The organism is Candidatus Accumulibacter contiguus (assembly GCF_012940005.1).
Lineage (GTDB): Bacteria > Pseudomonadota > Gammaproteobacteria > Burkholderiales > Rhodocyclaceae > Accumulibacter > Accumulibacter contiguus.
Genome location: NZ_SPMX01000007.1, coordinates 87626 through 102912, shown reverse-complemented (window position 1 = coordinate 102912; position 15287 = coordinate 87626). Strand labels below are relative to the sequence as shown.

Here is a 15287-nt window from a genome sequence, read left to right as displayed (position 1 = left end):
GCCTGATGCCACTCTATTGCTGCCATCCGACCGGGGGCCACGCTGGTACGGTCTGGCCCAATTGCCTGGCCAGGTCGCCCACTGCCTTGACCAACTTGCGGAAGGATCGGTTTCGCTGGTGGGCGAGCGCCATGTCGAACACGGCGCTCATCGCGTCCTGATCGCCCGTTTCGGAATAGGCTCGGCACCTGGGCATGAACTCTTCCAATGCTCCCTTGGCATCGCGCTTGGCCTCGGGATCGACTGGCGCCAGGGCATCGTCGGCGATACTCCAACGTCCCCTCTGGGATTCGACCGAAGCCAGGAACCAGGTCTCGTACTCGCGGTAGGCAATGACAACTTCGCAGGGCGTTCCCAGCCTCGGCTTGCGCCCAGTTCCGCACCTTTGCCGCCAGTTCATAAGGACAGTCGTCCTCGCCATCGAACAGGAGCAGCACGGCGGCACAGTCGGGCTGCAGCAGGGCCAATCGGACCATCCGCCGAACCTCGTCTTCGCGCCGGAATTGGGACGAGGTACGACGGATGGGGGCGCCCACGTCCATGCCAAAGCACAGCGCATGATCCCATAACAATCGGCGCAGCAGTACCGGCACCGCCGCGACTTCCCCGTGGCCCTCGACAATCGGGAACAGCTTCATGCCAACGTCTCGAACAGGCTGCCATTGCGCAAGGCATCGTCGCTAGCGAACAAGTCCTCAGCGTGAAGCGCGTTAGCGCGCAGCAGTTCGCCGGCGCCCATGAGATCGCTGCGCATGGCTTCGCGCGTCGCGGCGGAAGGCATCAGCAAATGAGACGCACCCTCCTGCCACGAGACGATGCGCAGGTTGTTGTCGGTGATCCACTTCGCATCGAGCAACTCGGGACTGTGGGTGGTCACGACGACTTGCATAGTCTTGGCTGCCCGGCGGATCAGATCGAGCACGGCGCCCAATGCACCGGGATGGATGGTGGCTTCCGGTTCCTCGATGACGAGTACAGAGGGACTCGGCTTCTGAAAAACCGCCATGATGAGACCCAGCGAGCGCAAAGTGCCATCGGACATACTGAAGGCGTCGAACGTCAGCTTCTTGCCCTCTCCCCATTCCTGCGAAAAGCTCATCGACCACTTGTTGCCGTGCTTTTTGTGGGCAACCGCCTTGGTCTCGGGAACGATGCTCTCGAGAATCCGGAAGACTTCCTGCCGAACTGACTTTGCGTTTTCCCCACGTGACAACTCCTGGAGCACGCTGGCTGCATTGCTACCGTCGGGTTTGAGTACGATGCCGCTGTCTGGATCCTGCATTTCCCTGAGCTTCGCCGGTTCGATGGAGTAAACGCGCATGGCGCTGAGTACCTTCAAAATGCAAGCAAAGCGCTCGTCCCCACCAACCAGGGGCAATGCCAGCGCCGTGGGTTCCAGTGCTGGTGTCAGTCCATCGGCGTTGCTCTTCCATATGTCGGAACGATCAAACCACCAGCGTATGCCGCTTTTGCCGCACACCAGACATTGCTCCCGCACTATGCGGAAGCCATAGTTTGGCAGTGCCTTGATCTCGAACGCGAACCGGCCCCCCGCGATGCCGTTGAATGCACCGAATTCAAATGCCAGACCCAAATTGGGAGGAGCACTCTTGACTGAACTGCGATTGCGCACGGCCGAAATACCGCCTTTGCGGTCCAATACTGCCTGAAGCGGGGATGACATCGCTTCGGCAACGAAACTGAAAACATCGGCGAGATTCGATTTTCCCGATCCGTTGCGCCCCACCACGAACAAGGGATTGTCCAGTTCGAGAACCGCCGAGGGAAAGCTGCGGAATCGCTTGATGACGATTCTTGTAATGGGACTTGTGTTCATCGCGATGTATTCCCCTTGTCCTTGTTTCACTCTGTTTTCCAGGCCGTCTGCTGATCGAGCGAGATGCCCAGGTAATCGCGAATGGCTGCTGCTTGCGACGCGACATCTTGCGATTGCGAAAGCGTGATGGCTTTCCAGATATGGCGCTCGGCGGGGTTGTGGCCATCGAACAACTGCAATCCAATGATTCGGCGGGCTCTTGCATGCGGAGCTTGGTTTTGAGCCGGTTGGAAATCGAAGTCAGCGCCGGCAATGGCGAAGGTCGATGAAGCCAGTAGCTTGCGCAGCACCAGCGTCATCAAGGCTGCGCTGACTGGCCGGCAGAGCCTGGAGATTATCCTGTTGCAGGTATTCGGAGACGAGATGGTAGAGCCGGTCTTCGCTTTCCTCCGGCGTGAATTCCTCAACCAGCGGGGTGTAGGGGATGTAGGCCGTCACCTGGCGGCGCAGGGTGCGATGGCAGACCGGCTTGAGCCGCGCCTTGAGCGTCTGGAATGCCATACGCAAAGCAATCTTGACTCAGTGGGCCAGTTTACCGGCTGTTTGCTGGCTGTGACCGCCTGAGGCGTTCGCGTTGCGGTTCGAGTTTTTCGAGCGTGGCGACGAAGTCCTGGAGGCGCTTCCTTTCCTGTTCGACCACTGCGGCCGGAGCGCGCGCGACGAAGCTCTCGTTGGCGAGCTTGGCTTTCGCCTTGCCGATCTCGGTGCCGAGTCGCGCGATCTCCTTGTCCAGGCGTTCGCATTCGACAGCCAGGTCGATCTGAACCTGCAGCATCAGCCGGGTTTCGCCCACGATGGCGATCGGTGCGCTGGCGTCGGCCGGTATTTCGTCGACGATCTGCAGGTCGGAGAGCTTGCAGAGCGCTTTGAGATAGGGCGCGAAGCCGGCGAGCGATGCGGCCTGGCCGCTGGCGAGCAGCGGAACCCGCAGCGCCGGCGAGAGGTTCATTTCGCCACGCAGGTTGCGGCAGGCGTAAGCCAGATTCTTCAGTTCCTGGACGCGGGCTTCGCTGGCCGGGTCGATGCTTGCTGCCTGCGCCTGCGGATAGGCCGCGAGCATCACCGAGGCATGGGTCTTGCGGCCGGCGATCGGCGCCACCGCCTGCCAGAGTTCTTCGGTAATGAAGGGCAGCAGCGGGTGGGCCAGGCGCAGCACCGTCTCCAGTACGCGCGCCAGCGTCCGCCGCGTCGCGCGGACTTCTTCGACGGAACCCTGCTGCAGTTGCACCTTCGACAACTCGACATACCAGTCGCAGAACTCGTCCCAGACGAACTCGTAGACCGAGCGCGCCAGCAGGTCGAAGCGGTAGTCGGCGTAATGCTGTTCGACCTCGGCTTCGGTACGCTGCAGTTTGCTGACGATCCAGCGGTCAGCAAACGAGAAGCGCAGCGCTGACCCACAGTCGTCAGCCGTATCGCTTGCCAGGCCGAGATCCTGGTCTGCGGTGTGCATCAGCACGAAGCGGGTGGCGTTCCACAGCTTGTTGCAGAAGTTGCGGTAGCCTTCGCAGCGGTTAAGGTCGAACTTGATGTCGCGACCGGGGCTGGCCAGTGACAGAAAGGTGAAGCGCAGTGCGTCGGTGCCGAATGCCTGGATGCCTGCCGGGAATTCCTTGCGCGTGCGCTTTTCGATCTCTGCGGCCTGTTTGGGGTTCATCAGTCCGCTGGTGCGCTTCTCGATCAGCGCGTCGAGGCCGATGCCGTCGATGAGGTCGATCGGGTCGAGGACATTGCCCTTCGACTTGCTCATTTTCTGGCCTTCGGCGTCGCGGATCAGGCCGTGCACATAGACGTGTCTGAAGGGGATTTTGCCGGTGAGATGTTTGGTCATCATCACCATGCGCGCCACCCAGAAGAAAATGATGTCGAAACCGGTCACCAGGACTGTCGAAGGCAGGTAGAGGTCGAGCGCCGGGTTGCTTTCGGCTGGCCACTGCGGCGTCCAGTCGAGTGTCGAGAACGGCCACAGTGCTGACGAATACCAGGTATCGAGGACGTCCGGGTCGCGTCTCAGCGGGCCGTGGTAGCCTTGTGCCGCAGCCTCGTTCCTGGCTTCGGTTTCGTCATGAGCGACAAAGATCTGTCCACTCTCGCCATACCAGGCAGGAATCTGATGGCCCCACCAGAGCTGCCGCGAGATGCACCAGTCCTGGATGTTGTTCAGCCACTGGTTGTAGGTGTTGATCCAGTTCTCGGGGAAGAACCGGATCTCGCCTGCCGCGACACATGCCAGAGCCTTGCCGGCGATGCTGCTGCCATCGGCACCGGCCTTGCTCATGGCGACAAACCATTGGTCGGTGAGCATCGGCTCGATCACCACGCCGGTACGGTCGCCGCGCGGCACTTTCAGCAGATGCGCATCGACCTTGTCGAGCAGGCCTGCTGCTTCGAGGTCGGCGACGATCTGCTGGCGCGCTGCAAAGCGATCCATGCCCTGGTAGCGAGCCGGAGCGTTGTCGTTGATCTTCGCGTCCAGGGTCAGGATCGGGATCATCGGCAGTCTGTGGCGCTGGCCGACCGCGTAGTCGTTGAAATCGTGTGCGGGAGTGACCTTGACGCAACCGGTACCAAATGCGAGGTCCACGTAGGCATCGGCGATGATCGGGATGGTGCGCTCGCAGAGCGGCAGCCGGACCATTTTTCCGATCAGGTGCCGGTAACGTTCGTCGTCGGGATGGACCATCACCGCGGTGTCGCCGAGCATGGTTTCCGGGCGCGTCGTGGCAACGGTCAGCGAGCCGCTGCCATCGGCCAGCGGATAACGGATGTGCCAGAGATGGCCTGGTTCCTCTTCCTGCACCACCTCGAGGTCGGAGACCGCGGTCTGCAGTACCGGGTCCCAGTTGACCAGGCGCTTGCCGCGGTAGATCAGGCCCTCGCGGTAGAGGCGGACGAAGGTTTCGGTGACCGTCCGCGAAAGGCCGGCGTCCATCGTGAAGCGCTCGCGGCTCCAGTCAGGCGAGGTGCCGAGGCGGCGCATCTGGCGGGTGATGGTGTTGCCCGAGAACTCTTTCCACTCCCAGACTTTTTCGAGAAATTTCTCGCGTCCGAGTTCGTGCCTTGAGATTCCCTGTGCGTCTAGTTGCCGTTCGACGACGATCTGTGTGGCAATGCCCGCATGGTCGGTACCGGGCTGCCACAGCGTGTTGTCACCGCGCATGCGGTGGTAGCGGGTGAGCGCATCCATGATCGCCTGGTTGAAGCCGTGCCCCATGTGCAGGGTGCCGGTGACGTTGGGTGGCGGCAGCAGGATGCAGAAAGCGTTCGGTTTTTCGGCATCGAGGCCGGCGCCGAAATAGCCTCTGGCTTCCCATTCGGGGTACCAGCGACGTTCGATGTCGACCGGTTCAAAGCTCTTGGCGAGTTCCATGAGGGGAGGGCTGGGGAATGGCAGGAGCTCGCATTATACCCGCATCGCGCGGCTACCCCGGTACGACGCCTAGGCCTGCTCAGGAGTGGCTGGCTGGCTGCCAGCGGGTTCTTCGATGAGCTGTCGAGCCTGCTCGTTTTGCTCGATGAAGTCATGCAATACTGCTGCAATGGTTGCGGCGATGCCGTTCTGCAAGTGGTCCGTGGCAGTCAGCAGCGCCGCTTCGACGAGCACCGGCATTTCGCTCTGCAGTTGCTGATCAAGGCGTTCGGCGAGCTCTGCGGCCAGGGTCTCGCGCAGCCTGGCGCGGTCTTCTGCCGGGACTTCTGGCGCCGGCAAGACCACTTCGGTGAGGACCGGCAGGTCGTCCTCGTCTTCGCCCGACGGGGTGGCGGGCGTTCGGCTTGCTGACGAGTCGGCTGGCGTGGTCGAGGCCAGGAAGCTGCGCCGTCGCCGCAGCCGTCGCGAACCGTCGCGGTGGTCGCTGCCGGCAGCGCCTGCATCGGCGTTGATCAGGGAGTCCACCCGACGGATCAGATCGTTGTCGTCGGCCATCAGCCTTTCCCTGTCAGATCGACATACTGGAGGTCGTAGCCGCGATCCTTGTAGAACCTGGCGCGCTGGCGACCGGCGACGCGCTCTTCTTCCCCCTGACCGACCACTTCGATGAGGCTGGCAAAACGAGAAAACCCCGGGGGTACCTCGGCAGCGAGGTTGAACAGTCGTTCATCCTGCGGTATGACGTCCAGTCGGCCGGCAATCAGCACCGGAGTTTCGGCGGCGAGTGGCGAGTTGATCTCCACATGCGGGATGAAGCTGGTTGGCGGGTGCATCCATAGCCAGCGGTCGAGTGCCACGGCGACCTCGGCATCCGGTGCATAGACCAGCGAGGCCTTCTTCTGTGCCAGGGCCTTGCCGATCAGGGCGGCGGTCGCAGCAATCCGGTCAGAGGCGTTGTGGTAGAAGAATATTCGTGTCAATTCAGCTTGCCTGCGCGTTTCAGCAAATAGTGCATGAGCAGCGGCACGGGTCGCCCGGTCGCGCCCTTGTCCGTGCCCGACTTCCAGGCAGTGCCGGCGATGTCGAGATGGGCCCAGACGTATTTTTTGGTAAAACGGGCGAGAAAACATGCAGCGGTGATGCTGCCTCCCCAGCGGCCACCGATGTTGGCCATGTCGGCGAAAGGGCTCTTGAGCAGTTCCTGGTAGTCGTCCCACAAGGGCATTTGCCAGGCGCGGTCGTGCGCTTCATCGCCGGCATGCACGAGTTCCCTCGCCAGGGCCTCGTTGTTCGCAAAGAGACCGGTCGCGATATGGCCGAGAGCGATCACGCAGGCGCCGGTGAGCGTGGCGACGTCGATCACCGTCTCCGGTTGAAAGCGTGCGGCGTAAGTCAGTGCATCGCAGAGAACGAGGCGGCCTTCCGCATCGGTGTTGAGGATTTCGATGGTTTGACCGGACATCGAGGTAACGATGTCGCCTGGTCGTGTGGCGGCCCCGCCGGGCATGTTTTCTGCGGTCGGGACGATCACCGTCAGATTGATCGGCAGTTTCATCAGCGCCGCAGCCTTGATCGTACCCAGCACGCCGGCGGCGCCGCACATGTCGTACTTCATCTCGTCCATTTCCGGCGCCGGCTTGAGGGAAATTCCCCCACTGTCGAAAGTGATTCCCTTGCCGACGAGGACCACTGGCTGGTCATCGTTCTTGCCGCCCTTGTACTGCAGGACAATCAGTTTTGGTGGCTGCTGCGAGCCTTTGGCAACGGCAAGCAAGGAATGCATGCCCAGTGCGGCCATCTCGTCACGTTCGAGAATCTGGCACTCCAGCTTGTGTTCGGCAGCCATCTTTTGTGCCGTTTCGGCAAGAAAGGCGGGGGTGCACACATTACCCGGCAGATTGGCGAGATCTTTTGCCAGGGACATGCCTTCGGCAATGGCCTGTCCCTGGCGCAGCGCTTCCTCGGCAATGGTCAGTTCGTTGCGACGATCAACGACAAAGGTGAGTTTGCGCAAGGGTCGGCGCACCTTGTCCTTCTTGCTCTTGAACTGATCGAAACGATATACGGTTTCCTGCGCCACAAGGGTGGCCTGACGAACACGCCAGGCAGAGCTGCGCTTCCTGACGCTCGTTTCGGTCAGAAAGACGGTGCCGTCAAAGGCGCCGGTTTCGTTGAGCGTCCGCACGGCACTGTGAATGGCTTCGCAGTAGGCCTTGTCGCCGAACTCCTTTTCCTTGCCGAGACCGACCAGCAGGACCCGGTCGCAGAGCGTGCCCGGAACATTGTGCAGCAGCAGCGTCGAGCCCGCCTTTCCCTCCATGTCGCCGCGGCGAATGATGTCCGAAAGATGGTTGTGCGCCGCGTTGTCCAGAAGCTCGGCAGCCAGGGTCAGCTTGCGTGGTTCGAAAATGCCGACCACCACACAGGCGCTGCGTTGCTTTTCCGGGCTACCACTTTTTATGCTAAATTCCACTTACCCCTCCTCAGGCAACCCGCGCCGTTTGCGAAAAGCCGATTATCACTGCAGTTTTTCACCAAAGTCAAAAAAATGATCTTCCAGCGTGCTGTCCGGCGCGAGTTCACGCACTTGGCAGCCGGCGTCTTCACTGCGCTTTTCGCCATCATGATGACGACCCAATTGATTCGGCTGCTCAGTGAAGCGGCACAGGGCAGTGTCGAGCCGGACGCGGTGGTGGCGCTGCTCGGTTTCTCGGCGCTCTACTACCTGCCGGTGTTGTTGTCGCTGTCGTCGTTTGTCGCCATCTTGTTGACGCTGTCGCGCAGCTATCGGGATTCCGAGATGGTCGTCTGGTTCTCTGCCGGATTGCCGCTGACGGCGTGGATTCGGCCGGTATTGGTGTTCGTGATGCCGCTGGTGCTGACCATCTCGGTGCTTTCCCTCTTTCTTTCCCCCTGGGCCTTGTCGCAGAGCGCCGAGTTTCGCGGCAAACTGAGTTCTCGACACGATGCGGGTCAGATCTCTCCCGGTGCTTTTCAGGAATCGTCTGCCGGCGATCGCGTAGTATTTGTGGAAGGGGTTGCTGATGACACCAGCAATGTCTCGAATGTGTTCGTCAACGAACTGCGGCCTGATCGTTTGGGGGTGACGATGGCGGCCTCCGGGCATCAGGAGATCGCCGAGAACGGTGACCGCTTCATCGTCCTGCAGAACGGCCGTCGCTACGAGTTTCCCCCCCGGTACTGCAGAGTTCCGCATCATGGAGTATGCGCGCTACGCGGTTCGCGTGGAGACCCGGGAGGCACGCGGCATCGTGCCGACACCGAGGACGATGCCTACCGTGGATCTGCTGCCCATCGATTTGCCGGTCTATCGGGCCGAGCTGCTTTACCGTTTCAGCATGCCGTTCTCGGCGGTCGTGCTGGCCTTGCTGGCGATTCCTCTGTCGTTCGTCAATCCGCGTGCGGGTCGTTCGGCGAACATGCTGCTCGCCATTCTCGTCTACCTGATCTACAACAATCTGGTGACCATTAGCCAGGGCTGGGTGGCGAGCGGGAAGGTTTCGTTTGCTTTCGGCGTGCTGGCGGTGCATCTGTTCATGCTGGCTCTCCTGCCGCTGATGTTCTACCATCGTATTGCCGTACGCCCATTCGCCCGTCTGTCTCGATGAAGGTCTATCGTCGCTACCTGGCGCGCGAGGTCTCCGCTGCCATCCTGCTGGTGTTGCTGGCTTTTCTGGCCTTGTTTGCCTTCTTCGATCTGCTCGGCGAGATCAAGGGTGTCGGACAGGGCGGGTATCAGTTGCACCATGCCCTTGGCTTCGTCTTGCTGCGCGCGCCGGGGCGTGCCTATGAATTGATGCCGATTGCCGTCCTGATCGGTACGCTTTATGCACTCTCGACTCTCGCCCGTCATTCCGAGCTCACCGTCTTGCGCGCCTCGGGTTTGTCCACCGCAGCCCTTCTCGGCGGTCTGTTTCAGCTGGCAGGCCTGTTTGCCCTGGCGACCTACCTGATCGGTGAGTTTGTGGCGCCACCGGCCGAACGTGCGGCGTATCAAATGCGCCTGAAGGAAAAGGGCCGAATGGTCGGACAGGATCTGCGGTCGGGCCTGTGGGTCAAGGACGAACGGAGTTTCATCAACGTGCGCGTCGTTCTGCCGGATGCGCGTTTACGCGGCATCCGCATTTACGAATTTGACGAGAAGGCACAATTGCGTTCCGTTACCGAGGCCGCGGAGGGGAAACACGTGCTTCCCGACAGTTGGCGCTTGACCGAAGTGGTACAGACCGTCCTGCTTGCAGAGCGGGCCGAAGTCCACAAGATGCCGGAGATGTTGTGGCGATCGGCCCTGAATCCGGACATTCTTGCAGTACTGATGGTTTCCCCCGATCGGATGTCGCTGCGGCACCTGTCGGCCTATACCAAACATTTGGCTGACAATCATCAGAAGACCAACCGCTACGACATCGCTTTCTGGAAAAAAAGTGGTCTATCCGCTGGCAGCATTGGTCATGGTGGCTCTCGCCTTGCCGTTTGCTGGCGCGCATTACCGGGCCGACCGGGTAGGCATGCAGATCTTCGCCGGAGTGATGACCGGAATCCTCTTTTACATGCTCAACGGCTTGTTCGCCAATCTCGGTGCGATCAACAGCTGGTCACCGCTGCTCAGCGCAGTCACACCGTCGGTGCTGTTCCTGCTGACGGCAGCAGTCATGATCTGGTGGGTGGAAAAGCGCTGATCGGCGCTCAGTTGATGATCAGCTGCGTGCCGGCGAGACGGTCGTGCAGAAATTGCCGGTCGCGATCGAACAATGCCCAGAGTATGCCGGCGCCGCCGAGAACGATGCTCGGCCAGCTCAACAGATAGCGCAGGAGCGCCCGGGCCGGGCGTACAGGCAAGCCATCACGGGTCACCAGCCGAATGCGCCAGGTCTTCATGGCCAGGGTCCGTCGCCCGTTGCTCCAGAACCAGAGAAAATAGATCAGCATCACGAGGAAGCAATGCGCCTGCAACAGGACCGGCGACGCCAGGCGGTGCGCGAAGGCTCCGAGGAGAAGGTGCGGCAGAACCAGCAGCACGGCCAGTACTGCAAACAGCAGCAGGGACTCGTATGCCATGCTCAACAGACGACGCAGGATGCCCGGCCGCTCGACGACTTGCGTAGCCGGCATCAGCGCCGGACTTCCGCTTCGCTGACGGGCGGGGCTGTAGTGACCAGCGGCAACGGTGGGCTGGCGGTTTCCGCTGCAGGGGGGGGTGGAGTACCGACTACCGGGGGTGCCGATGGCGTCGGCGCGGCTGTGCTGGTGGGCGTGGCGCTACCGGGTAAGCTCCCTGGTTTCGGGACCGACTTGCTCGCGGCTTGTTGCTTGAGTCTCGCCTTTTCTTCTTCCGGCAGGCTGGAGTATTCCTCCCATTTCTGCTTGAGTTCCTGTTTCTTTTCGATCGGAAGCTTGTTGGCGGTCATGAAGCTCTCGCGAGCGATGCGTCGCTGCTCGGGCGTCAGTTTCGCCCACTCCTGCATCTGAACCTGGATTCGGCGTTGCTCTTCCGGCGTCATGGTGGTGAAGCGGCGCGTGATGCCGAGCCATTTCTTCTGGCGGCTGTACTCCATCGCATCCCAGTCGTCACTGAGTGGCGCGAGGATGAGCTTTTGCTCGACCGTCAGCTCGGTCCATTGTGGCTGCGGTAGGGTGACCATCGCCGACGGCCCGGGTACGTCTGCCCAGGCCGTAAGCGCCATGAAGCCACCGAGGATTACTGCGACGCGGAGCTTTTCAGCCATGCATCAAAGCCCTTGTCGGTAAACGCAGCGATTGGCAGATCGTCCGAAAGCAGCGCACTGTCGATGATCTCGATTTCGGTGATGCTCTGGTCTGCATACCAGTACGTGTAGCTGGTAATGCCGAGAACGACGATAAGGGCCAGCAATACCTGCTTGAGGTGCAGGTTGTCGACCTGATGCAGTACAAAGCTGCCAGCTCCGGCCAGCACCGATTGGTGCTCCGAAACCTTCTGCTGCGCCAGCGCCAGTTGCCTCGCACCTTCCAGGCGTTTGAGGGTTCCCGCGGGCAGTTGTAGTCCATGATTCAGGTGTTGCTTGATCTTGTAGGTAAAATGCAGCTCATTCATAAGGTGATTCCTCTTGCTTTCAGTGCAGCCGCCAGCGCATGATTGGCACGCGAGCAATGCGTTTTGACGCTGCCCTCCGAACAGCCCATGACAGACGCCGTCTCGGCAACATCCATATCTTCCCAGTAACGCAGAAGGAAGGCTTCGCGTTGACGTGCTGGCAGCGATTCTATCTCTTTCTCAATTATCGCAAGGATTTGCGTCTGCTGGAGTTGACCGTCCGGCGTTTGCGGGCTATACGACCCCGATTCGCCGCTGATGGTTTCGAGCGGATCGTAATCCTCGTCATCGCTGGGTGAAAGTGAGGAGAGCAAGGTGGTCCACAGCGAGCGAACCTTGCTGCGCCGGTAGTAGTCGCGAATGGTATTCTGCAGGATGCGTTGAAAAAGCATCGGTAGCTCGGTCTGCGGGCGATCGCCATATTTTTCGGCGAGCTTCATCATCGTGTCCTGAACGATGTCGAGCGCTGACTCTTCGTTACGCACCGCGAACATGGCCTGTTTGAAAGCACGGCGTTCGATTGCAGTGAGGAAATCCGACAGTTCGCGTTGGCTGGCCAGAGCGAGAATCCTTGCTGTTGTTGGGTTGGAAGCGGTTTCCGCAGGCGTTGCTTGTTGTGAATGCCTTGACCAATCGCGGCCAAAGCTTTAACGTGGCAGACTTTTTTCGAGCAATTTGCTTGCTGGGGCGACGGCGATGACGATGATGACCGGTGCGGAGATTGTAATCAGGTGCCTGCAGGAAGAAAAGGTCGAATATGTATTCGGCTATCCGGGTGGGTCGGTACTTCACATTTATGATGCGCTGTTCAAGCAGGATCAGATCAAACATATTCTGGTTCGCCACGAACAGGCTGCAGTACATGCGGCCGACGGTCTGGCGCGTTCGTCGCACAAGGTCGGCGTGGCGCTGGTGACCTCGGGTCCTGGCGCGACCAACGCCGTGACCGGCATTGCCACAGCCTATATGGATTCGGTGCCGCTGGTGGTGATCTCGGGACAGGTGCCGAATGCCTATATCGGCCAGGACGCTTTTCAGGAGTGCGATACTGTCGGGATCACCCGGCCTTGCGTCAAGCACAACTTCCTGGTGAATGACGTACACCAGCTGGCAGTAACGATGAAGAAGGCCTTCTACATTGCCAACAGCGGCCGTCCGGGTCCGGTGGTCGTGGATATTCCGAAGGACGTTACCGCGGCCAAGTGCAAGTTCGAGTATCCGGAGACGATCCAGATGCGGTCGTACAACCCGGTCATCAAGGGGCATCTGGGCCAGATCAGGAAAGCGGTTCACCTGTTGCTTGAAGCCAAGCGGCCGATGATCTACTCCGGTGGAGGCGCCATTCTCTCCAATGGCGCCGAGCAATTGACCCGGCTCACCCGCCGCCTGGGCTTTCCGATCACCAATACCCTGATGGGCCTCGGTGCTTATCCGGGAACCGACCGACAGTTTCTTGGCATGCCTGGCATGCATGGCACCGTCGAGGCCAACCTGGCGATGCAGCACTGCGACGTGTTACTGGCCATCGGCGCCCGTTTTGACGACCGGGTGATCGGCAATCCGGACAACTTCTCTTCTCTACCGCGCAAGATCATTCACGTCGATATCGATCCCTCGTCGATCTCCAAACGCGTCAAGGTCGATGTGCCAATCGTCGGCAATGTCCCGGATGTCCTCGAGGAAATGCTGAGGTTGTTGGATGCCGGGAATGCCAGCCCGGATCCCGAGGTGCTGGCGGCGTGGTGGCATGAGATCGAGGAGTGGCGCGCCAAGCAGTGCATGAAATACCGGATGAAGAAGAGCATCATCATGCCGCAGTACGTCATGGAGAAACTGTATGAAGTGACTGGAGGCAAGGCGATCGTGACTTCCGATGTCGGTCAGCATCAGATGTGGGCAGCGCAATACTACAAGTTCGACGAACCTCGTCGTTGGCTCAATTCGGGCGGCCTGGGCACCATGGGGGTCGGTCTGCCTTACGCCATGGGGGCGGCTCTGCAGCATCCGGAGATGCAGGTTGCCTGTGTCACTGGCGAAGGCTCGATCCAGATGTGTATCCAGGAGCTTTCGACCGCCAAGCAGTTTCGTTTGCCGATCAAGATCATCAACCTCAACAACCGTTACCTGGGAATGGTTCGGCAGTGGCAGGAGATGTTCTACGGGAGTCGTTATTCGGAGTCGTACATGGATTCCTTGCCCGACTTCGTCAAGCTGGCTGAAGCTTATGGGCATGTCGGCATGCGCATCGAAAAGCCGGAGGACGTCGAGCCAGCGCTGCGCAAGGCATTTATCGAACACAAGGACGATCTCGTATTCATGGATTTCATCACCGATCAGAAGGCAAATGTCTTTCCGATGGTGGCCGCCGGCAAAGGTCTGGCCGACATGATCCTGACTGAAGACCTGTAAGGGAAAGGCAAGATGCGACACATTATTTCAGTCCTGCTGGAGAACGAAGCTGGTGCGCTGTCGCGGGTGGCGGGCCTGTTCTCGGCGCGCGCTTACAACATCGAGACCTTGACGGTCGCGCCAACCGAGGACGTCTCGCTTTCACGTCTGACCATCGTCACCTCGGGTACCGATGCGGTGATCGAGCAGATCACCAAGCAACTGAACAAACTGATCGACGTCATCAAGGTCGTCGATCTCTCTGAAGCCGCCCATATCGAGCGGGAGTTGATGCTGATCAAGGTGCGTGCCACGGGCAAGGACCGCGAGGAACTGAAGCGTCTGGCCGACATCTTTCGTGGTCACATCATCGACGTGACCGAATCGACCTATGTGGTCGAGCTGACTGCCAGCGGCGCGAAACTCGACTCGTTCATCCAGGCGATCGATGCCGGATTGATTCTCGAGACGGTGCGTACCGGCGTCTGCGGCATCGGTCGTGGCGAACGTATTCTAAAAAGTCTAATCAGAGCAAACTGCAGGACAGTGAAGGAAATTCCATGAAAGTATATTACGACAAGGACGCCGACCTCTCCCTGATCAAGGGCAAGAAAGTCACCATCGTTGGCTACGGATCCCAGGGGCATGCGCATGCACAGAATCTGAGCGATTCCGGTGTCAAGGTGACGGTCGGTTTGCGCAAGGAGGGTTCTTCCTGGAGCAAGGCCGAGAATGCCGGCCTGAAGGTGGAAGAAGTGGCCAGGGCCGTCAGGGGTGCCGATGTGGTGATGATGCTGCTTCCGGATGAGACCATTCCGCAGGTATACAACGCGGAAGTGGCACCGAACATGAAGAAAGGTGCAGCCCTGGCATTTGCACACGGCTTCAATGTGCATTACAACCAGGTGGTGCCGCGTGACGATGTGGACGTCATCATGGTTGCACCTAAGGGTCCAGGGCATACGGTACGTTCGGAGTACCTCAAGGGTGGCGGTGTGCCGTCGCTGATCGCCGTGCACCAGGACCACTCCGGTAAAGCCAAGGACATCGCGCTTTCCTACGCGGCAGCGAATGGCGGGACCAAGGGCGGGGTGATCGAGACCAACTTTCGTGAGGAGACGGAAACAGACCTATTTGGAGAGCAGACCGTGCTCTGCGGTGGTGTCGTAGAACTGGCCAAGATGGGCTTCGAGACGCTGGTCGAGGCGGGATATGCACCCGAGATGGCGTACTTCGAGTGCCTGCATGAACTCAAGCTGATTGTTGACCTGATGTACGAAGGCGGCATCGCCAACATGAACTACTCGATTTCGAACAATGCCGAATATGGCGAGTACGTGACCGGGCCGGAAGTGATCAACGAGAGCTCGCGTGCCGCCATGCGTGCGGCGCTCAAAAGGATTCAGAACGGTGATTACGCGAAGATGTTTATCCTCGAAGGGCGAACCAATTACCCGGCAATGACTGCGCGTCGCCGTCTGATGGCGCAGCATGAGATCGAGACCGTTGGTGCCAAACTGCGCGACATGATGCCCTGGATCAAGAAGAACCGGCTGGTGGATCAGAGCAAGAACTGATCGATTCCATGGCTTGCCGGG

16 protein-coding genes and 2 pseudogenes are annotated in these 15287 nt (G+C 60.0%); 6 read left to right on the top strand and 12 right to left on the bottom strand.

What is annotated here, in order from left to right; translation table 11 throughout:
- Positions 1 to 13: 13 nt before the first annotated feature.
- The 8 genes from E4Q08_RS03695 to E4Q08_RS03665 form a co-directional block, all read right to left on the bottom strand.
- Positions 14 to 400, bottom strand: coding sequence for a hypothetical protein (locus E4Q08_RS03695; protein WP_169069388.1), 387 nt, complete (start codon positions 398 to 400; stop codon positions 14 to 16).
- 234 nt (positions 401 to 634) lie between these two features.
- The gene (locus tag E4Q08_RS03690; RefSeq protein WP_308240050.1) at positions 635 to 1867 is read right to left on the bottom strand and encodes an AAA family ATPase; all 1233 of its coding nucleotides are present in this window, start codon (positions 1865 to 1867) and stop codon (positions 635 to 637) included.
- Positions 1864 to 2136 carry a hypothetical protein gene (locus E4Q08_RS24385; RefSeq protein ID WP_248594669.1) on the bottom strand — a complete coding sequence of 91 codons (273 nt, stop codon included), beginning with the start codon at positions 2134 to 2136 and terminating at the stop codon, positions 1864 to 1866. Before E4Q08_RS24385 ends, E4Q08_RS03690 begins: the two co-directional genes overlap by 4 nt.
- Complete coding sequence (locus E4Q08_RS03685; protein WP_248594668.1) at positions 2078 to 2338, bottom strand: hypothetical protein; 261 nt, start codon at positions 2336 to 2338, stop codon at positions 2078 to 2080. The genes E4Q08_RS24385 and E4Q08_RS03685 overlap by 59 nt, the downstream gene beginning before the upstream one ends.
- 31 nt (positions 2339 to 2369) lie before the next feature.
- A complete protein-coding gene (locus tag E4Q08_RS03680; protein WP_169069386.1) occupies positions 2370 to 5207 on the bottom strand; it encodes a valine--tRNA ligase in 2838 nt (945 codons plus the stop codon).
- 69 nt (positions 5208 to 5276) lie between these two features.
- A complete protein-coding gene (locus E4Q08_RS03675) occupies positions 5277 to 5762 on the bottom strand; it encodes a hypothetical protein (RefSeq protein ID WP_034915243.1) in 486 nt (161 codons plus the stop codon).
- The gene (locus E4Q08_RS03670; RefSeq protein ID WP_034915246.1) at positions 5762 to 6187 is read right to left on the bottom strand and encodes a DNA polymerase III subunit chi; all 426 of its coding nucleotides are present in this window, start codon (positions 6185 to 6187) and stop codon (positions 5762 to 5764) included. Before E4Q08_RS03670 ends, E4Q08_RS03675 begins: the two co-directional genes overlap by 1 nt.
- Positions 6184 to 7680, bottom strand: a complete 1497-nt coding sequence (locus tag E4Q08_RS03665) for a leucyl aminopeptidase (protein ID WP_169069385.1) — start codon at positions 7678 to 7680, stop codon at positions 6184 to 6186. Before E4Q08_RS03665 ends, E4Q08_RS03670 begins: the two co-directional genes overlap by 4 nt.
- A gap of 75 nt (positions 7681 to 7755) precedes the next feature.
- Between E4Q08_RS03665 and E4Q08_RS25610 the strand changes: the two are divergent.
- The 3 genes and pseudogenes from E4Q08_RS25610 to lptG all read left to right on the top strand — a co-directional run.
- Positions 7756 to 8343, top strand: a pseudogene (locus E4Q08_RS25610) (LptF/LptG family permease); the annotation flags it as partial.
- A gap of 82 nt (positions 8344 to 8425) precedes the next feature.
- A complete protein-coding gene (locus E4Q08_RS25605) occupies positions 8426 to 8836 on the top strand; it encodes an LptF/LptG family permease (protein ID WP_308240049.1) in 411 nt (136 codons plus the stop codon).
- A pseudogene (gene lptG / locus E4Q08_RS03655) lies at positions 8833 to 9907 on the top strand (LPS export ABC transporter permease LptG). The gene E4Q08_RS25605 and the pseudogene lptG overlap by 4 nt, the downstream one beginning before the upstream one ends.
- A gap of 7 nt (positions 9908 to 9914) precedes the next feature.
- Here the strand turns inward: lptG and E4Q08_RS03650 are convergent.
- The 4 genes from E4Q08_RS03650 to E4Q08_RS03635 are packed head-to-tail and all read right to left on the bottom strand — an operon-like array spanning position 9915 to position 11861.
- Complete coding sequence (locus tag E4Q08_RS03650; RefSeq protein WP_034912361.1) at positions 9915 to 10340, bottom strand: RDD family protein; 426 nt, start codon at positions 10338 to 10340, stop codon at positions 9915 to 9917.
- Positions 10340 to 10954: a DUF3106 domain-containing protein gene (locus E4Q08_RS03645; protein WP_169069384.1), complete on the bottom strand. Its 615-nt coding sequence runs from the start codon at positions 10952 to 10954 to the stop codon at positions 10340 to 10342. The genes E4Q08_RS03650 and E4Q08_RS03645 overlap by 1 nt, the downstream gene beginning before the upstream one ends.
- Positions 10927 to 11301, bottom strand: a complete 375-nt coding sequence (locus E4Q08_RS03640) for a DUF3619 family protein (RefSeq protein ID WP_034912364.1) — start codon at positions 11299 to 11301, stop codon at positions 10927 to 10929. The genes E4Q08_RS03645 and E4Q08_RS03640 overlap by 28 nt, the downstream gene beginning before the upstream one ends.
- Complete coding sequence (locus E4Q08_RS03635; protein WP_034912371.1) at positions 11298 to 11861, bottom strand: RNA polymerase sigma factor; 564 nt, start codon at positions 11859 to 11861, stop codon at positions 11298 to 11300. Before E4Q08_RS03635 ends, E4Q08_RS03640 begins: the two co-directional genes overlap by 4 nt.
- A 136-nt stretch (positions 11862 to 11997) precedes the next feature.
- On the opposite strand from E4Q08_RS03635, the gene ilvB reads away from it, so the two are divergent.
- Genes ilvB through ilvC form a run of 3 tightly spaced genes read left to right on the top strand, consistent with a single transcriptional unit; the run spans position 11998 to position 15266 of the window.
- Positions 11998 to 13710, top strand: coding sequence for a biosynthetic-type acetolactate synthase large subunit (gene ilvB / locus E4Q08_RS03630; RefSeq protein ID WP_169069383.1), 1713 nt, complete (start codon positions 11998 to 12000; stop codon positions 13708 to 13710).
- A 12-nt stretch (positions 13711 to 13722) separates the two neighbouring features.
- Positions 13723 to 14253 (top strand): acetolactate synthase small subunit, encoded by a 531-nt coding sequence (gene ilvN, locus E4Q08_RS03625; protein ID WP_169069382.1) that lies wholly within the window; start codon positions 13723 to 13725, stop codon positions 14251 to 14253.
- On the top strand, positions 14250 to 15266 hold the full coding sequence (gene ilvC / locus E4Q08_RS03620) for a ketol-acid reductoisomerase (RefSeq protein WP_169069381.1): 1017 nt from the start codon (positions 14250 to 14252) through the stop codon (positions 15264 to 15266). Before ilvN ends, ilvC begins: the two co-directional genes overlap by 4 nt.
- Positions 15267 to 15287 lie beyond the last annotated feature (21 nt).

Excerpts from the sequence above, each read along its gene's own strand:
- E4Q08_RS25605 (WP_308240049.1), top strand. The coding sequence starts at position 8,426 with ATGGAGTATGCGCGCTACGCGGTTCGCGTGGAGACCCGGGAGGCACGC.
- E4Q08_RS03695 (WP_169069388.1), bottom strand. The coding sequence starts at position 400 with ATGAACTGGCGGCAAAGGTGCGGAACTGGGCGCAAGCCGAGGCTGGGA.
- E4Q08_RS03650 (WP_034912361.1), bottom strand. The coding sequence starts at position 10,340 with ATGCCGGCTACGCAAGTCGTCGAGCGGCCGGGCATCCTGCGTCGTCTG.
- E4Q08_RS03685 (WP_248594668.1), bottom strand. The coding sequence starts at position 2,338 with ATGGCATTCCAGACGCTCAAGGCGCGGCTCAAGCCGGTCTGCCATCGC.
- ilvN (WP_169069382.1), top strand. The coding sequence starts at position 13,723 with ATGCGACACATTATTTCAGTCCTGCTGGAGAACGAAGCTGGTGCGCTG.
- ilvB (WP_169069383.1), top strand. The coding sequence starts at position 11,998 with ATGACGATGATGACCGGTGCGGAGATTGTAATCAGGTGCCTGCAGGAA.
- ilvC (WP_169069381.1), top strand. The coding sequence starts at position 14,250 with ATGAAAGTATATTACGACAAGGACGCCGACCTCTCCCTGATCAAGGGC.
- E4Q08_RS03640 (WP_034912364.1), bottom strand. The coding sequence starts at position 11,301 with ATGAATGAGCTGCATTTTACCTACAAGATCAAGCAACACCTGAATCAT.
- E4Q08_RS24385 (WP_248594669.1), bottom strand. The coding sequence starts at position 2,136 with ATGACGCTGGTGCTGCGCAAGCTACTGGCTTCATCGACCTTCGCCATT.
- E4Q08_RS03645 (WP_169069384.1), bottom strand. The coding sequence starts at position 10,954 with ATGGCTGAAAAGCTCCGCGTCGCAGTAATCCTCGGTGGCTTCATGGCG.
- E4Q08_RS03680 (WP_169069386.1), bottom strand. The coding sequence starts at position 5,207 with ATGGAACTCGCCAAGAGCTTTGAACCGGTCGACATCGAACGTCGCTGG.
- E4Q08_RS03675 (WP_034915243.1), bottom strand. The coding sequence starts at position 5,762 with ATGGCCGACGACAACGATCTGATCCGTCGGGTGGACTCCCTGATCAAC.